The organism is Rania fehmarnensis (assembly GCF_056494185.1).
The window spans coordinates 1,111,399-1,125,850 of the sequence record NZ_CM151398.1; the positions used below are offsets into that span (position 1 = coordinate 1,111,399).

At 52.4% G+C, this 14,452-nt stretch carries 11 protein-coding genes; all 11 read right to left on the reverse strand.

All coding sequences use genetic code 11. The annotated features are described in order from the left end of the window. Positions 1-19: 19 nt before the first annotated feature. Positions 20-1,741, reverse strand: a complete 1,722-nt coding sequence (locus SH573x_RS03380; RefSeq protein WP_479352920.1) for a tetratricopeptide repeat protein — start codon at positions 1,739-1,741, stop codon at positions 20-22. 16 nt (positions 1,742-1,757) lie between these two features. Further along, entirely contained in the window at positions 1,758-3,368 is a 1,611-nt protein-coding gene (xrtU, locus tag SH573x_RS03385) for an exosortase U (protein ID WP_479352921.1), read from the reverse strand. Between the two features lie 175 nt (positions 3,369-3,543). After that, positions 3,544-4,113: a PEP-CTERM sorting domain-containing protein gene (locus SH573x_RS03390; RefSeq protein ID WP_479352922.1), complete on the reverse strand. Its 570-nt coding sequence runs from the start codon at positions 4,111-4,113 to the stop codon at positions 3,544-3,546. A gap of 249 nt (positions 4,114-4,362) precedes the next feature. Next, positions 4,363-6,099 carry a carbamoyltransferase family protein gene (locus SH573x_RS03395; protein ID WP_479352923.1) on the reverse strand — a complete coding sequence of 579 codons (1,737 nt, stop codon included), beginning with the start codon at positions 6,097-6,099 and terminating at the stop codon, positions 4,363-4,365. Between the two features lie 89 nt (positions 6,100-6,188). After that, a complete protein-coding gene (locus SH573x_RS03400) occupies positions 6,189-7,331 on the reverse strand; it encodes a glycosyltransferase (RefSeq protein WP_479352924.1) in 1,143 nt (380 codons plus the stop codon). A 51-nt stretch (positions 7,332-7,382) separates the two neighbouring features. Continuing rightward, positions 7,383-9,182, reverse strand: a complete 1,800-nt coding sequence (gene asnB / locus SH573x_RS03405; protein WP_479352925.1) for an asparagine synthase (glutamine-hydrolyzing) — start codon at positions 9,180-9,182, stop codon at positions 7,383-7,385. A 4-nt stretch (positions 9,183-9,186) separates the two neighbouring features. Then, the gene (locus SH573x_RS03410) at positions 9,187-10,275 is read right to left on the reverse strand and encodes a glycosyltransferase family 4 protein (protein ID WP_479352926.1); all 1,089 of its coding nucleotides are present in this window, start codon (positions 10,273-10,275) and stop codon (positions 9,187-9,189) included. Then, positions 10,272-11,771, reverse strand: a complete 1,500-nt coding sequence (locus tag SH573x_RS03415) for a hypothetical protein (protein ID WP_479352927.1) — start codon at positions 11,769-11,771, stop codon at positions 10,272-10,274. The genes SH573x_RS03410 and SH573x_RS03415 overlap by 4 nt, the downstream gene beginning before the upstream one ends. Before the next feature lie 50 nt (positions 11,772-11,821). Continuing rightward, on the reverse strand, positions 11,822-12,724 hold the full coding sequence (locus SH573x_RS03420; RefSeq protein WP_479352928.1) for an FkbM family methyltransferase: 903 nt from the start codon (positions 12,722-12,724) through the stop codon (positions 11,822-11,824). 5 nt (positions 12,725-12,729) lie between these two features. Further along, a complete protein-coding gene (locus tag SH573x_RS03425) occupies positions 12,730-13,626 on the reverse strand; it encodes a hypothetical protein (RefSeq protein ID WP_479352929.1) in 897 nt (298 codons plus the stop codon). 39 nt (positions 13,627-13,665) lie between these two features. Next, positions 13,666-14,328, reverse strand: a complete 663-nt coding sequence (locus SH573x_RS03430) for an FkbM family methyltransferase (protein ID WP_479352930.1) — start codon at positions 14,326-14,328, stop codon at positions 13,666-13,668. Positions 14,329-14,452 lie beyond the last annotated feature (124 nt).

A 14,452-nucleotide genomic window follows, 5' to 3' on the forward strand; every position in this document is an offset into this window, starting at 1 on the left:
AATCAACATCCGGTAATGTCTACTGGTCCGCTTGAGCTTCGGCCAGATCTTTAGCCAGAAGTTCGTACTCTTCGGCTTTATCGGTCTGCCCAATGATACGATAGATCTTGGCAAGCGTGGGATAGGCGTCCTTGCGAAGCTCGGGGGCCTTAAGCGATTTTTCTAGATCGGTCATCGCGTTGCGATAATCCTTTAGCTTGAATAGGATTTGACCGCGAGTTTCACAAAAGTAAGGATGATCGGGCAATTGCTGCAAGGCCATATCGATAATGGTCTTTGCTTGGCGCAAGTCGCCATCTTTGCTCCCAGAGATCGACATGGCCAAATTGTTCAGAATGCCCGCAGTTCGATTGTCCTTGTTTTTGGTGAGCAGCAGAAAGTGTACTTTCGCTTCTTCGGGCTTGTTATCCAACAGGGCGATTGTGCCTTGAATAAAGTGCACCGAATCGGGATCAATGCCTTGCAAGGCGGCGTTTTTGAGGGCAGCCAATTCCGCATCATCATTCTTGTGGCATACAATGATCAGTTCGACGGCAGCATCGATCGCCGGCGGATGTTGGGGCGTGACCTGCAAGGCTTGTGTGATCAGTTGGAAACGTTGAATCAGAGTTTGGGGATTGCCTTCGTTGGCCAGGCGCACGGCCCAAATCGTATACGCATCCGAGATCAGCGTTCGGAAACGGAGGTCCTTGGTAAGTTTAAAGCTGTCTTGCAGTGAGTTGATCGCATTTTGCTCTTGATCCAGCAGTAGGAGCGAATTGGCATACTTGAGTCGTGCATCGACGTCTTCAGGTTTGCTGAGCAAGATGGACTCATAGTGTCTGGCGGCCTGAGTGGCGTAGGTTTTCAATTCCTCTTTGCGGCCGGTCTCTCGGCACAAGAGGGCGGTAGTGAAGGCAAAGGAACTGTCGTTCTCGCAGACAGACTTCAAATAGCGAATGGCATCGTCTTTAGCGTCGATGGCGATCAAGTAAGTGACCATCAATTTGCGAGCGCCCAGCAGTTCGCTCTTGGTCAGATCCCCGAGAGCAACCTCGATCAATTTGCGAAACCGAAGATGATCTTTGGCGTCCCAAGTCTTGATTTCAGCAATCGGCTTACTTTTGGACACTAACCACAGGGCCGCCATACCATGGCGATTTCCGATGGCCAAGCGTTCCATCATGTCTTGGGCTACTTCGTCTTTCCCGCGCTGCGATTCTATCAGGGCACGTTGATAGCGATAAACCAATTGATCTGGATTCAAATCGATCAAAGTACTGGCCGCTACGACGGCCGTATCATAGTCTTTGCGATCGAGAGCTTGAGCGAGGAACATTTCATAGGTGCGACGCTGGTCTTTGTTCTTGCCGAACTTCTGATTGATCGCAAAGCCAATCATGAGAACCAAGATCAACATGGCTGGAATCGCAGGTCCCAAATTCAAGTATGGACGGGATAGGAACCAAGTCCAAAAGAATCTGAATCCCCAAGTCAGCCAGTACATGGGGTTGAGTAGTTGTTTCCAATTCCATGAATATCTGGGCGGCAGGACAACTCGCTGAGCCAGGACTGACCACTGCGGTTGTTCGAACGCAAAAAACCGACGCAGCGTGCGTTTCAGCAATGACCAAGCGGTCGTGATGCCAAGCGCTCGTCTCAGCCGCTGACCAAGTGTGAAGAAGTTGCGGCTGGAGAACTGGCGCTTCAAAGCGCGTCGAAAACTACGACGATGTTTGGATGATTCGTTTTTGTGATTCATGTGGCGATCCCCCGACCTACTTGCCAATTGATTGGAGATACGAGGATCGCATAGCCTCACGCAGCTTTAGATACAGCTCAACCAATGAGTCCGTTTGTTGCTGTGACAGCGGCTCTTCGGTGTGTGCAAACAATTGCAGCATCTGGCATCCTTGCGCAGAAGCAAAAGCATTGCGATTGCGCCACTGAAGCCATTCCGAAACCAGCGTCAGAGGACTGAGCTCAAGTGGCGCCACTGGCAAACCGTCTCGCCCCAATCCGCCGTAGATCAGTAGACCAAATTGGCGTGGAGGTTTTACAAAGCCACAGCTGACATACTTCCAGTCAGCTTGATTTCCCAGCAACTGATTGGTCTTCTCCCAACCTTGCCCCGTGTAGCACCAGACCAGGTCGTGAAACTCTGGATAGGGTTGGCTAAGTACGATTTGTATGGTCATGCCATTGAATTGTGCATCCCAGACATCGGCATTTTCACCGAGCACGGGATTGCTTCCGCCTTTAGTCGACTCGTGTTTGGCTAAGGCTAGTTGTTCGATTCCTTGGAACAGATTGGCGTCGGGTGTCCAGAAAGCGTTTTTGCCAGCTTCCCATGCTGTGGCTGGTTGAGCCCGTAAATGGGCAAGCTGAGGTAACCAGAGGCAAATGGACAGCACACTTAGCACAATCCCCAAAGTCTTGCCGCTTTTTAGTCTCTCTATAGTTGGGCTGACAAAACGTCTTCTGCGAGTCGAAGTGCCTTCGACAACTTCAGTCGTCAGACTTAAATTCCATAGGTACTGAATCGGATTCCATTTGCCTTCCTCGCCCGACTCGGGAACAGGAAAGAACAGAACTCGCAACATACAGTCGGCCGAGCCCAGCAAGAGGATAGCCAGTCCCAAACATGTATATCCCAATATCTCATGCAGCAGGCCGTGAGCCAAATCAACCTGGTACCACTCTTGTGCAACTCCAATGGCCAGGACACGAAAGATGTTCATCACCAAAGCGCTAACTACAGCCGCCATGGCGTACATTGGCAAGAGCGCAGAACTGCGACGCAGCCAGGCTACCAACATGAAGGCACAAAACAACAACGAAAACAGTGATTGCACTCCGCTGCAGGCTTCTTCGACCAACATAGCGCCGTGGGGCAATTCAAAGACGTTGCCATTCCGCGTGTGAGGAATGCCCAGCAAGTTGAACAGTTCGCTGCTAACTATACTCGTCACCTGTTGAAGCAGATTCGTTAAACGTAAGTCCAACCCAAAGGGCAGGCGAATCAGCATCCACGTGGGAAACCAAAGGTGAAGCAGGGAGCCTTTCGAGGGGCGATTGTCTCGATGCGAGGAAAACCAACTGCCCACAATCAGAACCAAGCCGATGCTGGCAGCCCAAGGAGAGTTGACAATTGCTCCGGCACCAGCGACCAACCAGCCTATCAAAAGCAAAGCCCAGGCGAGTTTCGTATTGGGATAGGACAATTGTCGATCCCAACGTGCAAACGTCAGGAGAGCGACTGTAACGATTAGAATTGGAAAGTACTGGTATTGGTCAATTTGCCAAAGCCTGGCCAAATATTGGACAAACATTGGCAGGGGCAGGGCCGCGGAGGCTGACCAGAACAGTATAAGCATCAAGTTCGGCATTCTTGGTATATCCACAATCATCCGCTGCTAACCGTAGCATCTTGCTAATGTAGCTCTAAATTGAGCTCTCACGAGAAAACAGTGAACAGAGTGGTTGCTTCGGGTGCATAAATGCAGAAAGAGCGGGTAAAAACCCGCTCTTTCAAGAGCTTTGTGTATCTAAACAACGCAAGCGTTAGGCGGCCGGATCAGCTTTAGCCTTGCGTGCACGCCGCCAACGATAACCACCACAACCAGCCACTAAACCGGCTAGAGCCAGCATCGAACCTGGTTCAGGGACCGCGGTAATTGCACCTTGGTAGAAACCTTGAGCTCCGTTGGTGAACGGGAAGCCGAAGAGGCTGCCACTACCAGTTTGGAACCAAAGCTGATCCAAGCTTGCTTGGGTAGTATCCGGAATCGCAGTCGCAAAACTGAAACTCATTGTACCGCCAATCGCCCCAGGATACGGATCAATCGTCAGACCGGTAAAGTCTGTCGTGGCGCCAATGTTAATGGTACCACCCGTGAAATCGAACTGCTTACCCGAGTTACCAGTGAAGACAATACCGCCACCGATAATCGCGTTGCCTGCAGTTTGGAAACTGACCGTAAAGGCTTCAGGCAAACCGAGTGCGTAGGGGTCAGAAGCACCAACTACAGTCGTGTAATTGGTGAATGTACCTTTGAAACTAACAGCCGCTCCCATTGCCGCCTGCATCGTGCACAGCATGGCAACAGCCGCCAAACCAACCGCTTTTAGCATATTGACCCCTCTGAAAAATCTCGAAGTGACTCTCCGTAAACATAGTGATAGCCTACTTATCAAAATTGTTATCGTCAACAATCCAGTAGGAAAAATCCGCCTAGATTGCCCCCTGTCCCATTTGACAACCATCGAATGGTAGGTTTTCCCAGCGGCAAACTGCCGCCGCTGCCGCAGAGGATGCTACAAATTCGCGTAGTCAGTGCCACCCAGAACCCTAAATGCGATCTCAGTCGATAGGGGGAGGGCCTACCGCATATCGCGGGCAAGTAAACAGCGGCCCAAGACTAGCGCATCCATCGAGGTGCGTTGGAAGCAGGCGATCGCTTCGCGCGGGATGCGGACAACTGGCTCATTTTCGTTGAGCGAAGTGTTCAAAACGATAGGAATGCCCGTTTTGGCGAAGAAGGCTGAGATCAATTGGTGGTACAGCGGATTGGTCCGCCGTGAAACGCTCTGCAAACGACCACTGCCATCAACGTGCGTGACGGCAGGAATCTTCGAACGCTGCTCTGCCCGAATCGGGAAGACCTTCTCCATATAGGGCGTGGCTTCATCGATCTCGAACCAATCGGCCACGTGCTCTTCCAGAATACTGGGTGCAAAGGGTCGGAATTTTTCGCGAAACTTGATCTTCAAGTTGATAATGTCGCGCATGTCCGTCCGACGTGGGTCGGCCAGCAAGGAGCGATTGCCCAAGGCTCGAGCCCCGAACTCCATTCTGCCTTGAAACCAGCCGACCACTTTGCCATCAATCAACCAACTCGAAACGCGATCGATCAGTTGTTCGTCGGTCTGCAAACGTTCATAAGGGAGGCCACAAGCTTTGAGCGCTGCTTCGCATTCGTCATCGCTGCTGGCACAGCCCCAGTAGGCGTGGTCCTGCACGAAGCTACGTGGCTGGTTCAAAAAGCTATTCCAGACGTGAAAGGCGGCACCAAAGCAAGTGCCATTGTCCGCCGCTCCCGCAGGAATATAAACGTTCTCAAAGGGTGTCGCCGAAGTGATCTTGCCATTGGCAACTGAGTTCATGGCAACGCCACCGGTCATACACAAGTTTCGGGCGTGCGTCTTGTCATGCAATCGCCGTAGCAAGTGCAGAATGATCTCCTCAGTGACGACCTGCAGACTCTTGGCAATGTTGTCATGGCGTTGGGTCATCTCCTGGCTCTTTTGGCGAGCGGGGCCCAGTTCGTTGACCAGACGCTGACTGTAAAACGGCTCGATGACCGGCGCGCCGTCGTTCCAAGCCATCTTGACGCCGCGTTTGTGATGCGTGAAGTAGCTGAGATCGAGCTCAAACACATCGCCCTTGGGACGAATCAGTTGGCGAAAGAAGTCTGCGAATTCAGGCTGGCCATATGGTGCTAGGCCCATCACTTTGTACTCATCTCCGTAGTACGGAAACCCCAAGTACATCGTAATGGCTGTGTAGAGAAAGCCGATCGAATGCGGAAAGAACACGCGATCCAGTTCGCGCCACTGTGTTCCGCTGGCCTGGGCAGTGAGTGTACTGGTAAAGTCGCCCATACCGTCGACCGACAGCACGGCCGCCTCTTCAAAAGGCGATATCAGAAAGCCGGCGGCGACGTGCGTCTGATGATGCTCGATGCGATGAAATTGTGCCTTGATCGAAGCGCGAGAAACGCCTAGCCCCTGTGCGAGCTGATCTTCCAGTCCCAATGTCTTGCCTTGCCGCTTTAAGCGATCCATGATCGCGCTAAAGCTAGGCCAATGAGTAGCTACAAATGAAACTCGCCGGCCGAGATTGGCTCGTGGGTTGAACGACACAGCGACGTGATCAATATCATTTATGGTTAGCCCCGCGTACTCCAGGCAGTACTTGATCGATTCGATCGGAAAACCTGCCCAGTGCTTAATGCGATTGAAACGTTCTTCTTCGACTGCAGCCACCAATTGGCCATCGATAACCAAGGCTGCCGCAGCATCTCCGTGATAAGCATTGATTCCAATTATGTTCGTCATCGTCGATTGCGTCGATTGAATACCTTGGTTGCAGAGGCTAAGTCCCGGGTTGCCGAACGCACGGGCCGCTCCATGTTATACGGCACGAACTATTTTTGCGGGACCAGTAACGAGCTATAGAAACTCTTCATCTTGGGTGCAATGGCCGTCCAGGCGAAGCGATCTGCAATCAGTTGTCTACCCATTGTGCCCATGCTGTGTAGCCTGTCAGGAGGTTGAGTCATGGCATCCGAAATAGCGGCCGAGAGCGGTTCCAGTTCGGGAGCGACGAACCAGCCGCAGCCGTACGACTGAATATCAGACCAAGGTGTGCCTGTGGTAGTGATCACTGGCAAACCGCTCGAGAGAGCTTCGGCGATCACCATGCCGAAATTCTCGCTCTTGGACGGCAGGATAAATAAGTCGGCGCTCTGAAACAGCAGTTGCTTCTGGTCGATGTCGGCCTCACCTTGCAGGTCGATCTGGTCTTTTAGCTGCTTTTGTTCAATGAGCTCAGAGAGCTTTTGTCGCATGCCGGCCTCGGACGGGCCGGCGACTGTCAGTTGCCAATTCGCAGGACGTAGTCGAGCCCACGCCTCGATCAGCATGTCAATGCCTTTAACCGGATGCAGTCGCGTCAAACACAATGCATGCCGCATTTCTTTGTGTTCGACTTTGCGTTCCAGTGTAGATTGCTCGCTGCCATTGGGAACGACTACAACGCGTGTCGACAGTCGCATGCGCTGAATATCATTCAATTCATCTTGGCTGGTGGCATGGATGGCTGCGGCTCGATTTAGATCTTGGCGTTGGTAGAGCCACCAGCCAATTTCTTTCTTCCAACGCTTGTGATTGAAACACCACGCAGAGAGCATTCCGCGCGGCGAAATGATGTAGGGGATCTTGTTGGCTCGCGCCCACACGATGGCACGATGAGCGGGCAGATTCCACAATCCATGCACATGCATGAGCGAGATGGGTTGCAGTCGATTCAGATCCTCGATGCGACCTGCCAAAGCCGACATGGAACCAGTGGCCATCGATGCAGGCAAAACATTCAGGGCTTCGCTGCCATTTGGAAATTGCGCATTGGGTTGGCCACGGTCAAGAAAGATTACCGACTGCTTCCACGGTTCCGAGGATTGCTGCAACTGATCGAGAGCCATGACAAGTTGTGGAATTGACCGCGATGGACCACCACTGGCCAATTCCAAGTCACGTACGACGTGCACCAGATGAACAGGTTGAGGCATTGTTCTGATCACGAGGAGTGTCTTATTCTCCAATTGGACATGTCGAGGTGCTCAGCAGATGACTATCTGGTGGCGCTGGATAAATTCTTCGAGCAGCAGTAGCGTCCATTTTCGCGGCCAGGTTTGAAGCGCTAATGGCATCCGGCTTTGTATCGAGGCAAACATATCACGCCAATGCCCCGAGACCCAGTCTTCTAGTGGAAACCGAAAACCTCGCTTGGGATTGTTCAGAATCCACTCCGGTATTTCGGGGATGGCGTCAGTCAGCAAGCGTTTGCCGGTCTGTAATCGGAACTTAGCCGGGATGTTCGCGACCACGTCCATCAATTTGCGATCCACTAGCGGAGTTCGCAATTCGAGTCCCACTGCCATACTCATCACATCGCTGTCGCGCAGCAACTGATTGCGCATGTAGCGGGTTGTTTCCAGCCAGGCCACTTGATCGATCAACTGGTTGCCCGGAACCACTTCATCAAAGCTGGGCTGTGGTGTGTGCGATATTCCTAAGCCTTTAAAGACTTGAGGTAGTTCGCTAGGCAAGAAGAAACCACGGACAGCCCAGTGAGCGGCCGAAGCGCTGCCGTTGGATTGCAAGAAGCCAAGCAGACGCTGTTGCCGTAGTGAAAGCGGTAACTGGGCAATCAGACTGGCGAGCCATGGTACACCTAACCAGGCTGTCTGTCGCCGCAATTGCATGAGTTTGGGAATGAACTGAAACGAAGGATAACCACCAAACAGTTCGTCGCCACCCAGGCCAGACAAGACAACTTTCAACCCTTTGTCGCGAGCAAAACGCGAGACGCAGTAAGTATTGAAACCATCGTTACTGGGCAAATCGACTGCGGCCAGGAACTCGCTAAAGAGTTGTTTGCCTTCCTCAGGTGTCATCTTCCACTGATGATGCTCAGTGCCGAAATGGTTGGCCGTCTTTTGCGCCAAGTGTCCTTCATCGAATTCAGGTTGGTCGAACGAAATGCAGAATGTTTGCAATGGAGTAACTTGCTGAGCGTGGGCAAGCGCGACGACCGCAGTCGAATCAATACCACCGCTGAGAAAGATACCGACCGGCACGTCGCTTACAAAATGTCGAGCGATCGAATCGTCTAGTGAACTTCGTACTTGGCTCTTGAAATCTTCATAGTTCAAGACGCTATCTGTTGGCTCAGCAATATCAAAGTTCAATTCCCAGTAAGCACCTGCCTCCAACTTGCCATTGGACCACTGGAGCCAATGACCGGCCGGCAAACTGGCGACGCCTTCGATTAGTGTGCTGGGCTCCTGCACGGAACCATAGAGTAAATAACTTTCAGCGGCTGACCTATCGAGAATTCGTGGTGCCAGGTCAGATTGAAGCAAACTACGGATTTCCGAAGCAAACGCCAGTTGGTCCGCGACCTGCCAATAGTAGAAAGGCTTGATACCTAAAGGATCGCGGGCACAAAACAACTTTCGCTCTGCATTGTCCCAGATCGCAAACGCAAACATGCCATCCAAGTAGTCAACGCAAGCTCGGCCATGCTTGGCATAGAGTTCAAGTATGACTTCGGTATCGCTGTGGCTGACGAATTGACTGCCGTCACGAAGCAGTTGCTCGCGCAGAATTCGAAAATTGTAGATCTCGCCATTGAAGGTAATTGTGTAACGACCAGATCGACTGGTCATCGGTTGGTGGCCGAGTGGACTGAGGTCTAGGATCGCGAGTCGCTGATGGCCCAAACAAACCGGTTGGTCAGCAGGTGCAAAGACACCTCGGTCGTCAGGGCCACGATGCTCCATGGCCTTCAACATTCGCTCGAGCCGAGTATGAGCGTGCGCTTCAGAGAATCCTAGGATGCCGGCGATACCACACATGGCGTTAGTTACTCCTGCCTGGAGTCTCAGCCAGTAGTCGCTGGATGATCGGACAAAATCGATTTACAAATTGGCTGGGCGTAAAATGTTGTTGCCAGCGAGCCTGGCCTGCCGTGCCCATTTGTCGCGCCAAGGAAGGATTGGTGAGGAGTTCGATGATTCGTTGAGCTAATTCGTGAGGCTGGTCTAGATCGACTGCATAACCTGTTTGACCATCGATAATCACTTCTTGTCCAGCATCTTGACGCGAGGTTATGACTGGCAAGCCGCACCGCATGGCTTCGATGTAGACGATACCAAAACCTTCCCCGCGGCTGGGCATGGCAAAAACAGTTGAGCTTCGGTAGATGTCTTCGAGTTTTTCTTCGGCTACGAAACCGTCAAAGATGATCTTGTCTTGACAAGGCAATGCCGCAGCGCGCTGTTTGAGATTATCCAGCCCGTTGCCTCGCCCGACGATACGCAAGCACGCATCTGGGATAGCTTGCGTGACTTCGGGCCAGGCATGGATCAGCTCGAGATGACCTTTGTAGCCTTCTTGTAGGTCGACGCGGCTGACAATCAGCACTGTGGGCTGCTCGGCAGCGCGAGAACCGTGCGGAGGTTGATCGCTTTCGGTTGCCAGCCAGCTAACTTGAGTGCGTTCAAAATCGCCATGTAACTGATGGGCGCGTTGGCGTGTGTAATGGGAGTTTGAGGCGAGAAGTCTGGAGTTGTGACAAGCCGAAATCCAACGTGGCTTGGCTTGTTCCCAAACCTCGATGCCATGGATGAAGGTCATCGCCGGTGCGCGTAGCAGCCAAGGGCGTCCGTGGAGTTGGGCCATCTGGCAGCTATCGTAGATGAAGTGCGAGCAGTTGACCGCTAGCCGCCGCTGCGCGATCGATAACCGCATAGCTGCTAGCGAGAGACCAAGACGACTCTTGCTGGACTGAAAACTGTCCAGAGTGACGCACCGGAACGAGAGCTGGCCTGATTCGGCCAGGCTCTCCAGACTGCGATAGATGAGTCTGGCGACGCGCGGAATTCCACCTAGTCCGGGTGCGAGACTGTTGGCGATGAAACCGATGCGTGGTTGGGACGCTCGGTTCATCGTGGCACGGGCTGGCCGAATTGTGATGGCACAGCGCTGTGGGCCAGCATGTAACGCAGAACGTATTGAACGCTGAGCATAACTATCGTGGCCTTGACTGTGTAATTGAAAACTTCAAACAGCCCTACTTCGCCGAGCACGGCCCAGTGCATCACGTAGGGAATGAAGGCGATGTAGAGGACGTTCATATAGGTTCGCGCAACCAGCCATCTAAAGATGATGCCCAGTGTAAATCCATACATGCCGCAGGCGGCAATGCCCCAACCGTATCCGAAATTAGCATACATTTCGCCGACATAACCAAGGTTCATACTGGTGGTTGAGTTCAGGATTAGTCCCGTATAACGGGCAAAGTTTTGAGCTCCGCCGGCTTGGGTTTTATCGGGAAACAAGAACCGTGGTACTAGGGAATCGACGACCGCAGCTCTAACGGTCGCCCCCTCGGCATGCGGAACGTAAGCAGGGACATTGATCATTACGCGCTCAACGATCCAGCCTTGGTTATAACGTCGAACTGTGTCGCTCCAGAAGTCGGACTCGGTATCGAAGGTGGCCAGCTTGTACGCACTTTCAAAAATCTTTCCAGTAATGGCCAGAGGCTTTGTTAGGGGTGTAAGCGTCATCTCCATGTCAAAGATCAAGATCCGCTTTTCGCCACTGCTGGTATCCCAAGCAACGCGTCGATAGTCCCACTTGGCTCGTTGAACGCATGGTGCCAACAATACACCGATTACGATCAATGAAAACACGACGACGCGCGAAACGCCAAAGCGATAAAACAGCACCATCGTTATAGATAGCGTCCAAAGTGCCAAGTCGAGAAAGAATCCCGAGGCAGCCGAGAGGTAGAGCTCGACAAATAACATCAAAATTACGCGCCATCGCCAGCCCGGTGCTGCGGTAATAACCCAACCAAGTATCCCTACGAATCGAAGGTTCGTTACTAGGAATAACAAGAACGCTACAGACGCGGGTATGGTGATATTGGTCATGGCTAAAAGCAGCACGGACCCAATCAAGATACAGGCGTCGAAGCTCTCAAAGACACGCTTGGGTAACTTAAGTGGTGAGCGATTCAGTACCAGCGTCTTGGCACCCCAGATAGCCGTGTACCAACCGAGCGCCGCCGCGACGATACAGGGCACCGCGAAACCGAAATATGTAGCTGGGTCCCGCTGCAAACTGTACAGCGGATCCGAAGAGGGAAAGTAAATGGCAATCATCGGCGCGATGCCGAAGTAGATTGTCGAGAGCATGATGGCAAGCTGAGGCAGCGGCAAGCAGTATCGACCTGCGTACACCAAGTGCATGGCAGAAAATACGAACAGACCAATGGCCGCCCCCAACCAGGCTGATATTTCGCTGTACAAAGGCCAGCAGGCTAACGCCACTAACGTTGCGAACATCGTTGCCCACAACCATTCCCGGAAGTTCAGGAATAAGAAGCGTGGCTCACGCGTGTTCTTTGGAGGTACGGGAGTGATGGCTATTGACATAGTTGTTTTGCGTGTTCGTTTATGTTCAGGCTGATTGGACGGCTGAGACGTTATGGTCGTTTCTTAAAAATCGCGTTGTCTGCCGCGTAGTCCTCGCTCAGCCTGGCAGCATCGATGCGTTGGCCGAGTTGTCCGTCGCCGCGAAGTTCAAAGCCTTCTAGTCCTAAGTCATTGAGTTGCGATACCAGATCTGCAGCTGTTGTTTCGGTTTCGGCCAAACTACTGGCTGCAATTTCGATAGCCACGGTTGGTTGAAGTTCCTTAATTGTTCGTGCTGCCCCCTGCAAAAACTGCGGTTCCGCTCCTTGGATATCAACCTTTATGAAGTCGATCCGGGGTATCGCATGGCGTGCAACATAATCGTCCAACGTATCGACCGGAACTTCGACGGAGTACTTCAGATCTGCATGACTAAATTCTACCAGGGATGACATGCCCTGATTTTCATGGCTGCTGCTGGCAATTGCCAGCGTCATCGACCCGCCTTTGTCAGCCAACGCGCTGGACTCCACCGTTACGTTGGATAAATGGTTGCCGACGATGTGTTCCCTTAACCGACTAGCGATTTGCGGATTGGGCTCAAAGGCAATCACCCGTCCTTGTGGTCCGCACAGTCGAGCCAATGGAACGGTTACGGCGCCGATGTTAGCACCTACGTCCAAACAAACCATGCCAGCGTCAATGTGCTTGTTCAAGAATCGTTGTAGGGCCGCTTCGTATTCACCGAAGGCCAAAATATGTCGATCGATCAAGTAATAGGGATGCAGCCGCATTCGGCAGCCATAACGATCGTGGCACCAGCGAAATTGATCGAGAGAGGGTGCGGTTGAACCTGCGGCTACTTTTCCGAGCCAGTGCATGAAACGATGGGGACGCAGGCCACCATATGGCCGAGTCGCAGTCGCTAAGGGCCAAAAGACGCAGTTTGCAAGGCGTTGTGAAAGTGAAATCATGAACGTTACTTGGTGAGGCGTAAACGTCGCCCAAAACTTCGCATGCTACGTTTGGTCAGGTACTCTGCATAGTGCTGCCAGGCTCGCCACCTTCGTTTGGCTGCGCCCGAAGCAACTCGAGAATAATAATGATTCTCGAAGAAACGCAGGATGTCTCGACGCGGCAGGGGCTGTTTAGCATACAGTTTGCAACCGGCCCAGTGAATGATCCGGTTATACGGGCTGTCCTGAGCCATAGCTTGCAAATCAAGGTCAGTCAAATCGCGTGGGGCCCACCACATCAATGGCACGCGCGCCAAACTCGATCGCGACATGGCACACGACTTTTCTAGCACATAGTTAAGCACTCCCTGATCGCCCGGCATGAACATTTGCGGATACTTTAGTCGCGGAGGCTCCGACCACTGGACCACGCCTGCAAAATCATCACGAGTCAGCACGCCACTGGTTCCCACCCACTGTCCAGAATTAAAATTCTTGCCTCCTGGCTTGAAGCTCGGATCCAACTCAGCGAGGGCCACTGGGTCATAGTACAACCGCTTAACCTCTTCGGCTGGTTGCGTCTCGTCATCAACAATGAACTGCTCATCATGTTGATTCAGCATGTCAAGCACGCGGCCTGTAAACACCGTATCGGAGTCAACCATCAGGAACTTCTCTCGTCCCTGGAAGAATAGCGGTTCAAGTTTGGCGAAGCCCCAGCCAAAACTTCGTGAGCCGGTATCCACAACTTGTACGTGCCAGCGATGCTCGATCTCTTGGGTGTCGAACTGACCAGCCCCGGTATCCTTGATCAACTTGATCGGCACATCGGCGTACCAATAGCGAATACTGGCTACACAGATACGCGTCAGCGGCAAGTCGTTGCGATAGGTCGATATGTAAACTGCGTCGATGGGCAATTGAAATGCGTTCGATTGAAGCGTGAGTTGAAATGGAGGCTAATTGGTACGATAGGCTAACATGTCTTCTTGGCCATCGAACGCGAATTGATAGTGATAATTCTTCAAATGCTGCAAGCAAGTATCGAGGGCAGTTGCCGTAAGATGCTTGCGCTCAAAATGGATCAAACTCGGTCGACACTGTTCGAACGGAAACATATCCAGTAGTTGAGCATCAAAGCCCTCGGTATCGATCTGTAGCAGATCGAGTGGAGCAGGCAACTCGCCCAGTAGATCAGCAAACGTGACAGTAGGAACTTTTAGACTTACGATATGCTTGGTGATGCCTGGAGCAAAAGGTTCATGTTTTTCTATCGACTCACGCGAGAAGCCTGCTAAGCCACCACACCAAGCGGGCAATCCTTCCCCTGCAACTGTAAACAGCTCGAGATGTCCGCGGGTCTGGGCTACCGCACAATTCTTGAAGATCAAACCGGGCTGATCCTGGTAGTTTTCAACCAACTTTTGAAAGGCGGAGGGCTGCGGTTCCACCAACACACCTTGCCACTTGTACCCGACCACAAATTCGCGGAGAGGATCACAACTGACTCCATCGAACGCGCCCACCTGCAAGAAGACCAATTGAGTGCGTCCCAACCGATGCATGAGATCCGTCACCAAATGACGAAAGTTCAACTCCACGACAGAGAGGGGGTCGAGCATAGTATTTGCGATATACCGTGTACATCGCAGTTCGTACCCCATGCGGCTCAGGCCAGACTGAAGCAGCGATTTAATCCATGAACGCATAGTATCACTCAGTCATTTTCACTAAAGTACAGGGGCA

What these genes read in the sequence shown, in the direction of transcription:
- SH573x_RS03410 (WP_479352926.1), bottom strand. Translation starts at nt 10,275, where the DNA reads ATGAACCGAGCGTCCCAACCACGCATCGGTTTCATCGCCAACAGTCTC.
- SH573x_RS03415 (WP_479352927.1), bottom strand. Translation starts at nt 11,771, where the DNA reads ATGTCAATAGCCATCACTCCCGTACCTCCAAAGAACACGCGTGAGCCA.
- asnB (WP_479352925.1), bottom strand. Translation starts at nt 9,182, where the DNA reads ATGTGTGGTATCGCCGGCATCCTAGGATTCTCTGAAGCGCACGCTCAT.
- SH573x_RS03400 (WP_479352924.1), bottom strand. Translation starts at nt 7,331, where the DNA reads ATGCCTCAACCTGTTCATCTGGTGCACGTCGTACGTGACTTGGAATTG.
- SH573x_RS03390 (WP_479352922.1), bottom strand. Translation starts at nt 4,113, where the DNA reads ATGCTAAAAGCGGTTGGTTTGGCGGCTGTTGCCATGCTGTGCACGATG.
- SH573x_RS03430 (WP_479352930.1), bottom strand. Translation starts at nt 14,328, where the DNA reads ATGCTCGACCCCCTCTCTGTCGTGGAGTTGAACTTTCGTCATTTGGTG.
- xrtU (WP_479352921.1), bottom strand. Translation starts at nt 3,368, where the DNA reads ATGCCGAACTTGATGCTTATACTGTTCTGGTCAGCCTCCGCGGCCCTG.
- SH573x_RS03380 (WP_479352920.1), bottom strand. Translation starts at nt 1,741, where the DNA reads ATGAATCACAAAAACGAATCATCCAAACATCGTCGTAGTTTTCGACGC.
- SH573x_RS03395 (WP_479352923.1), bottom strand. Translation starts at nt 6,099, where the DNA reads ATGACGAACATAATTGGAATCAATGCTTATCACGGAGATGCTGCGGCA.
- SH573x_RS03420 (WP_479352928.1), bottom strand. Translation starts at nt 12,724, where the DNA reads ATGATTTCACTTTCACAACGCCTTGCAAACTGCGTCTTTTGGCCCTTA.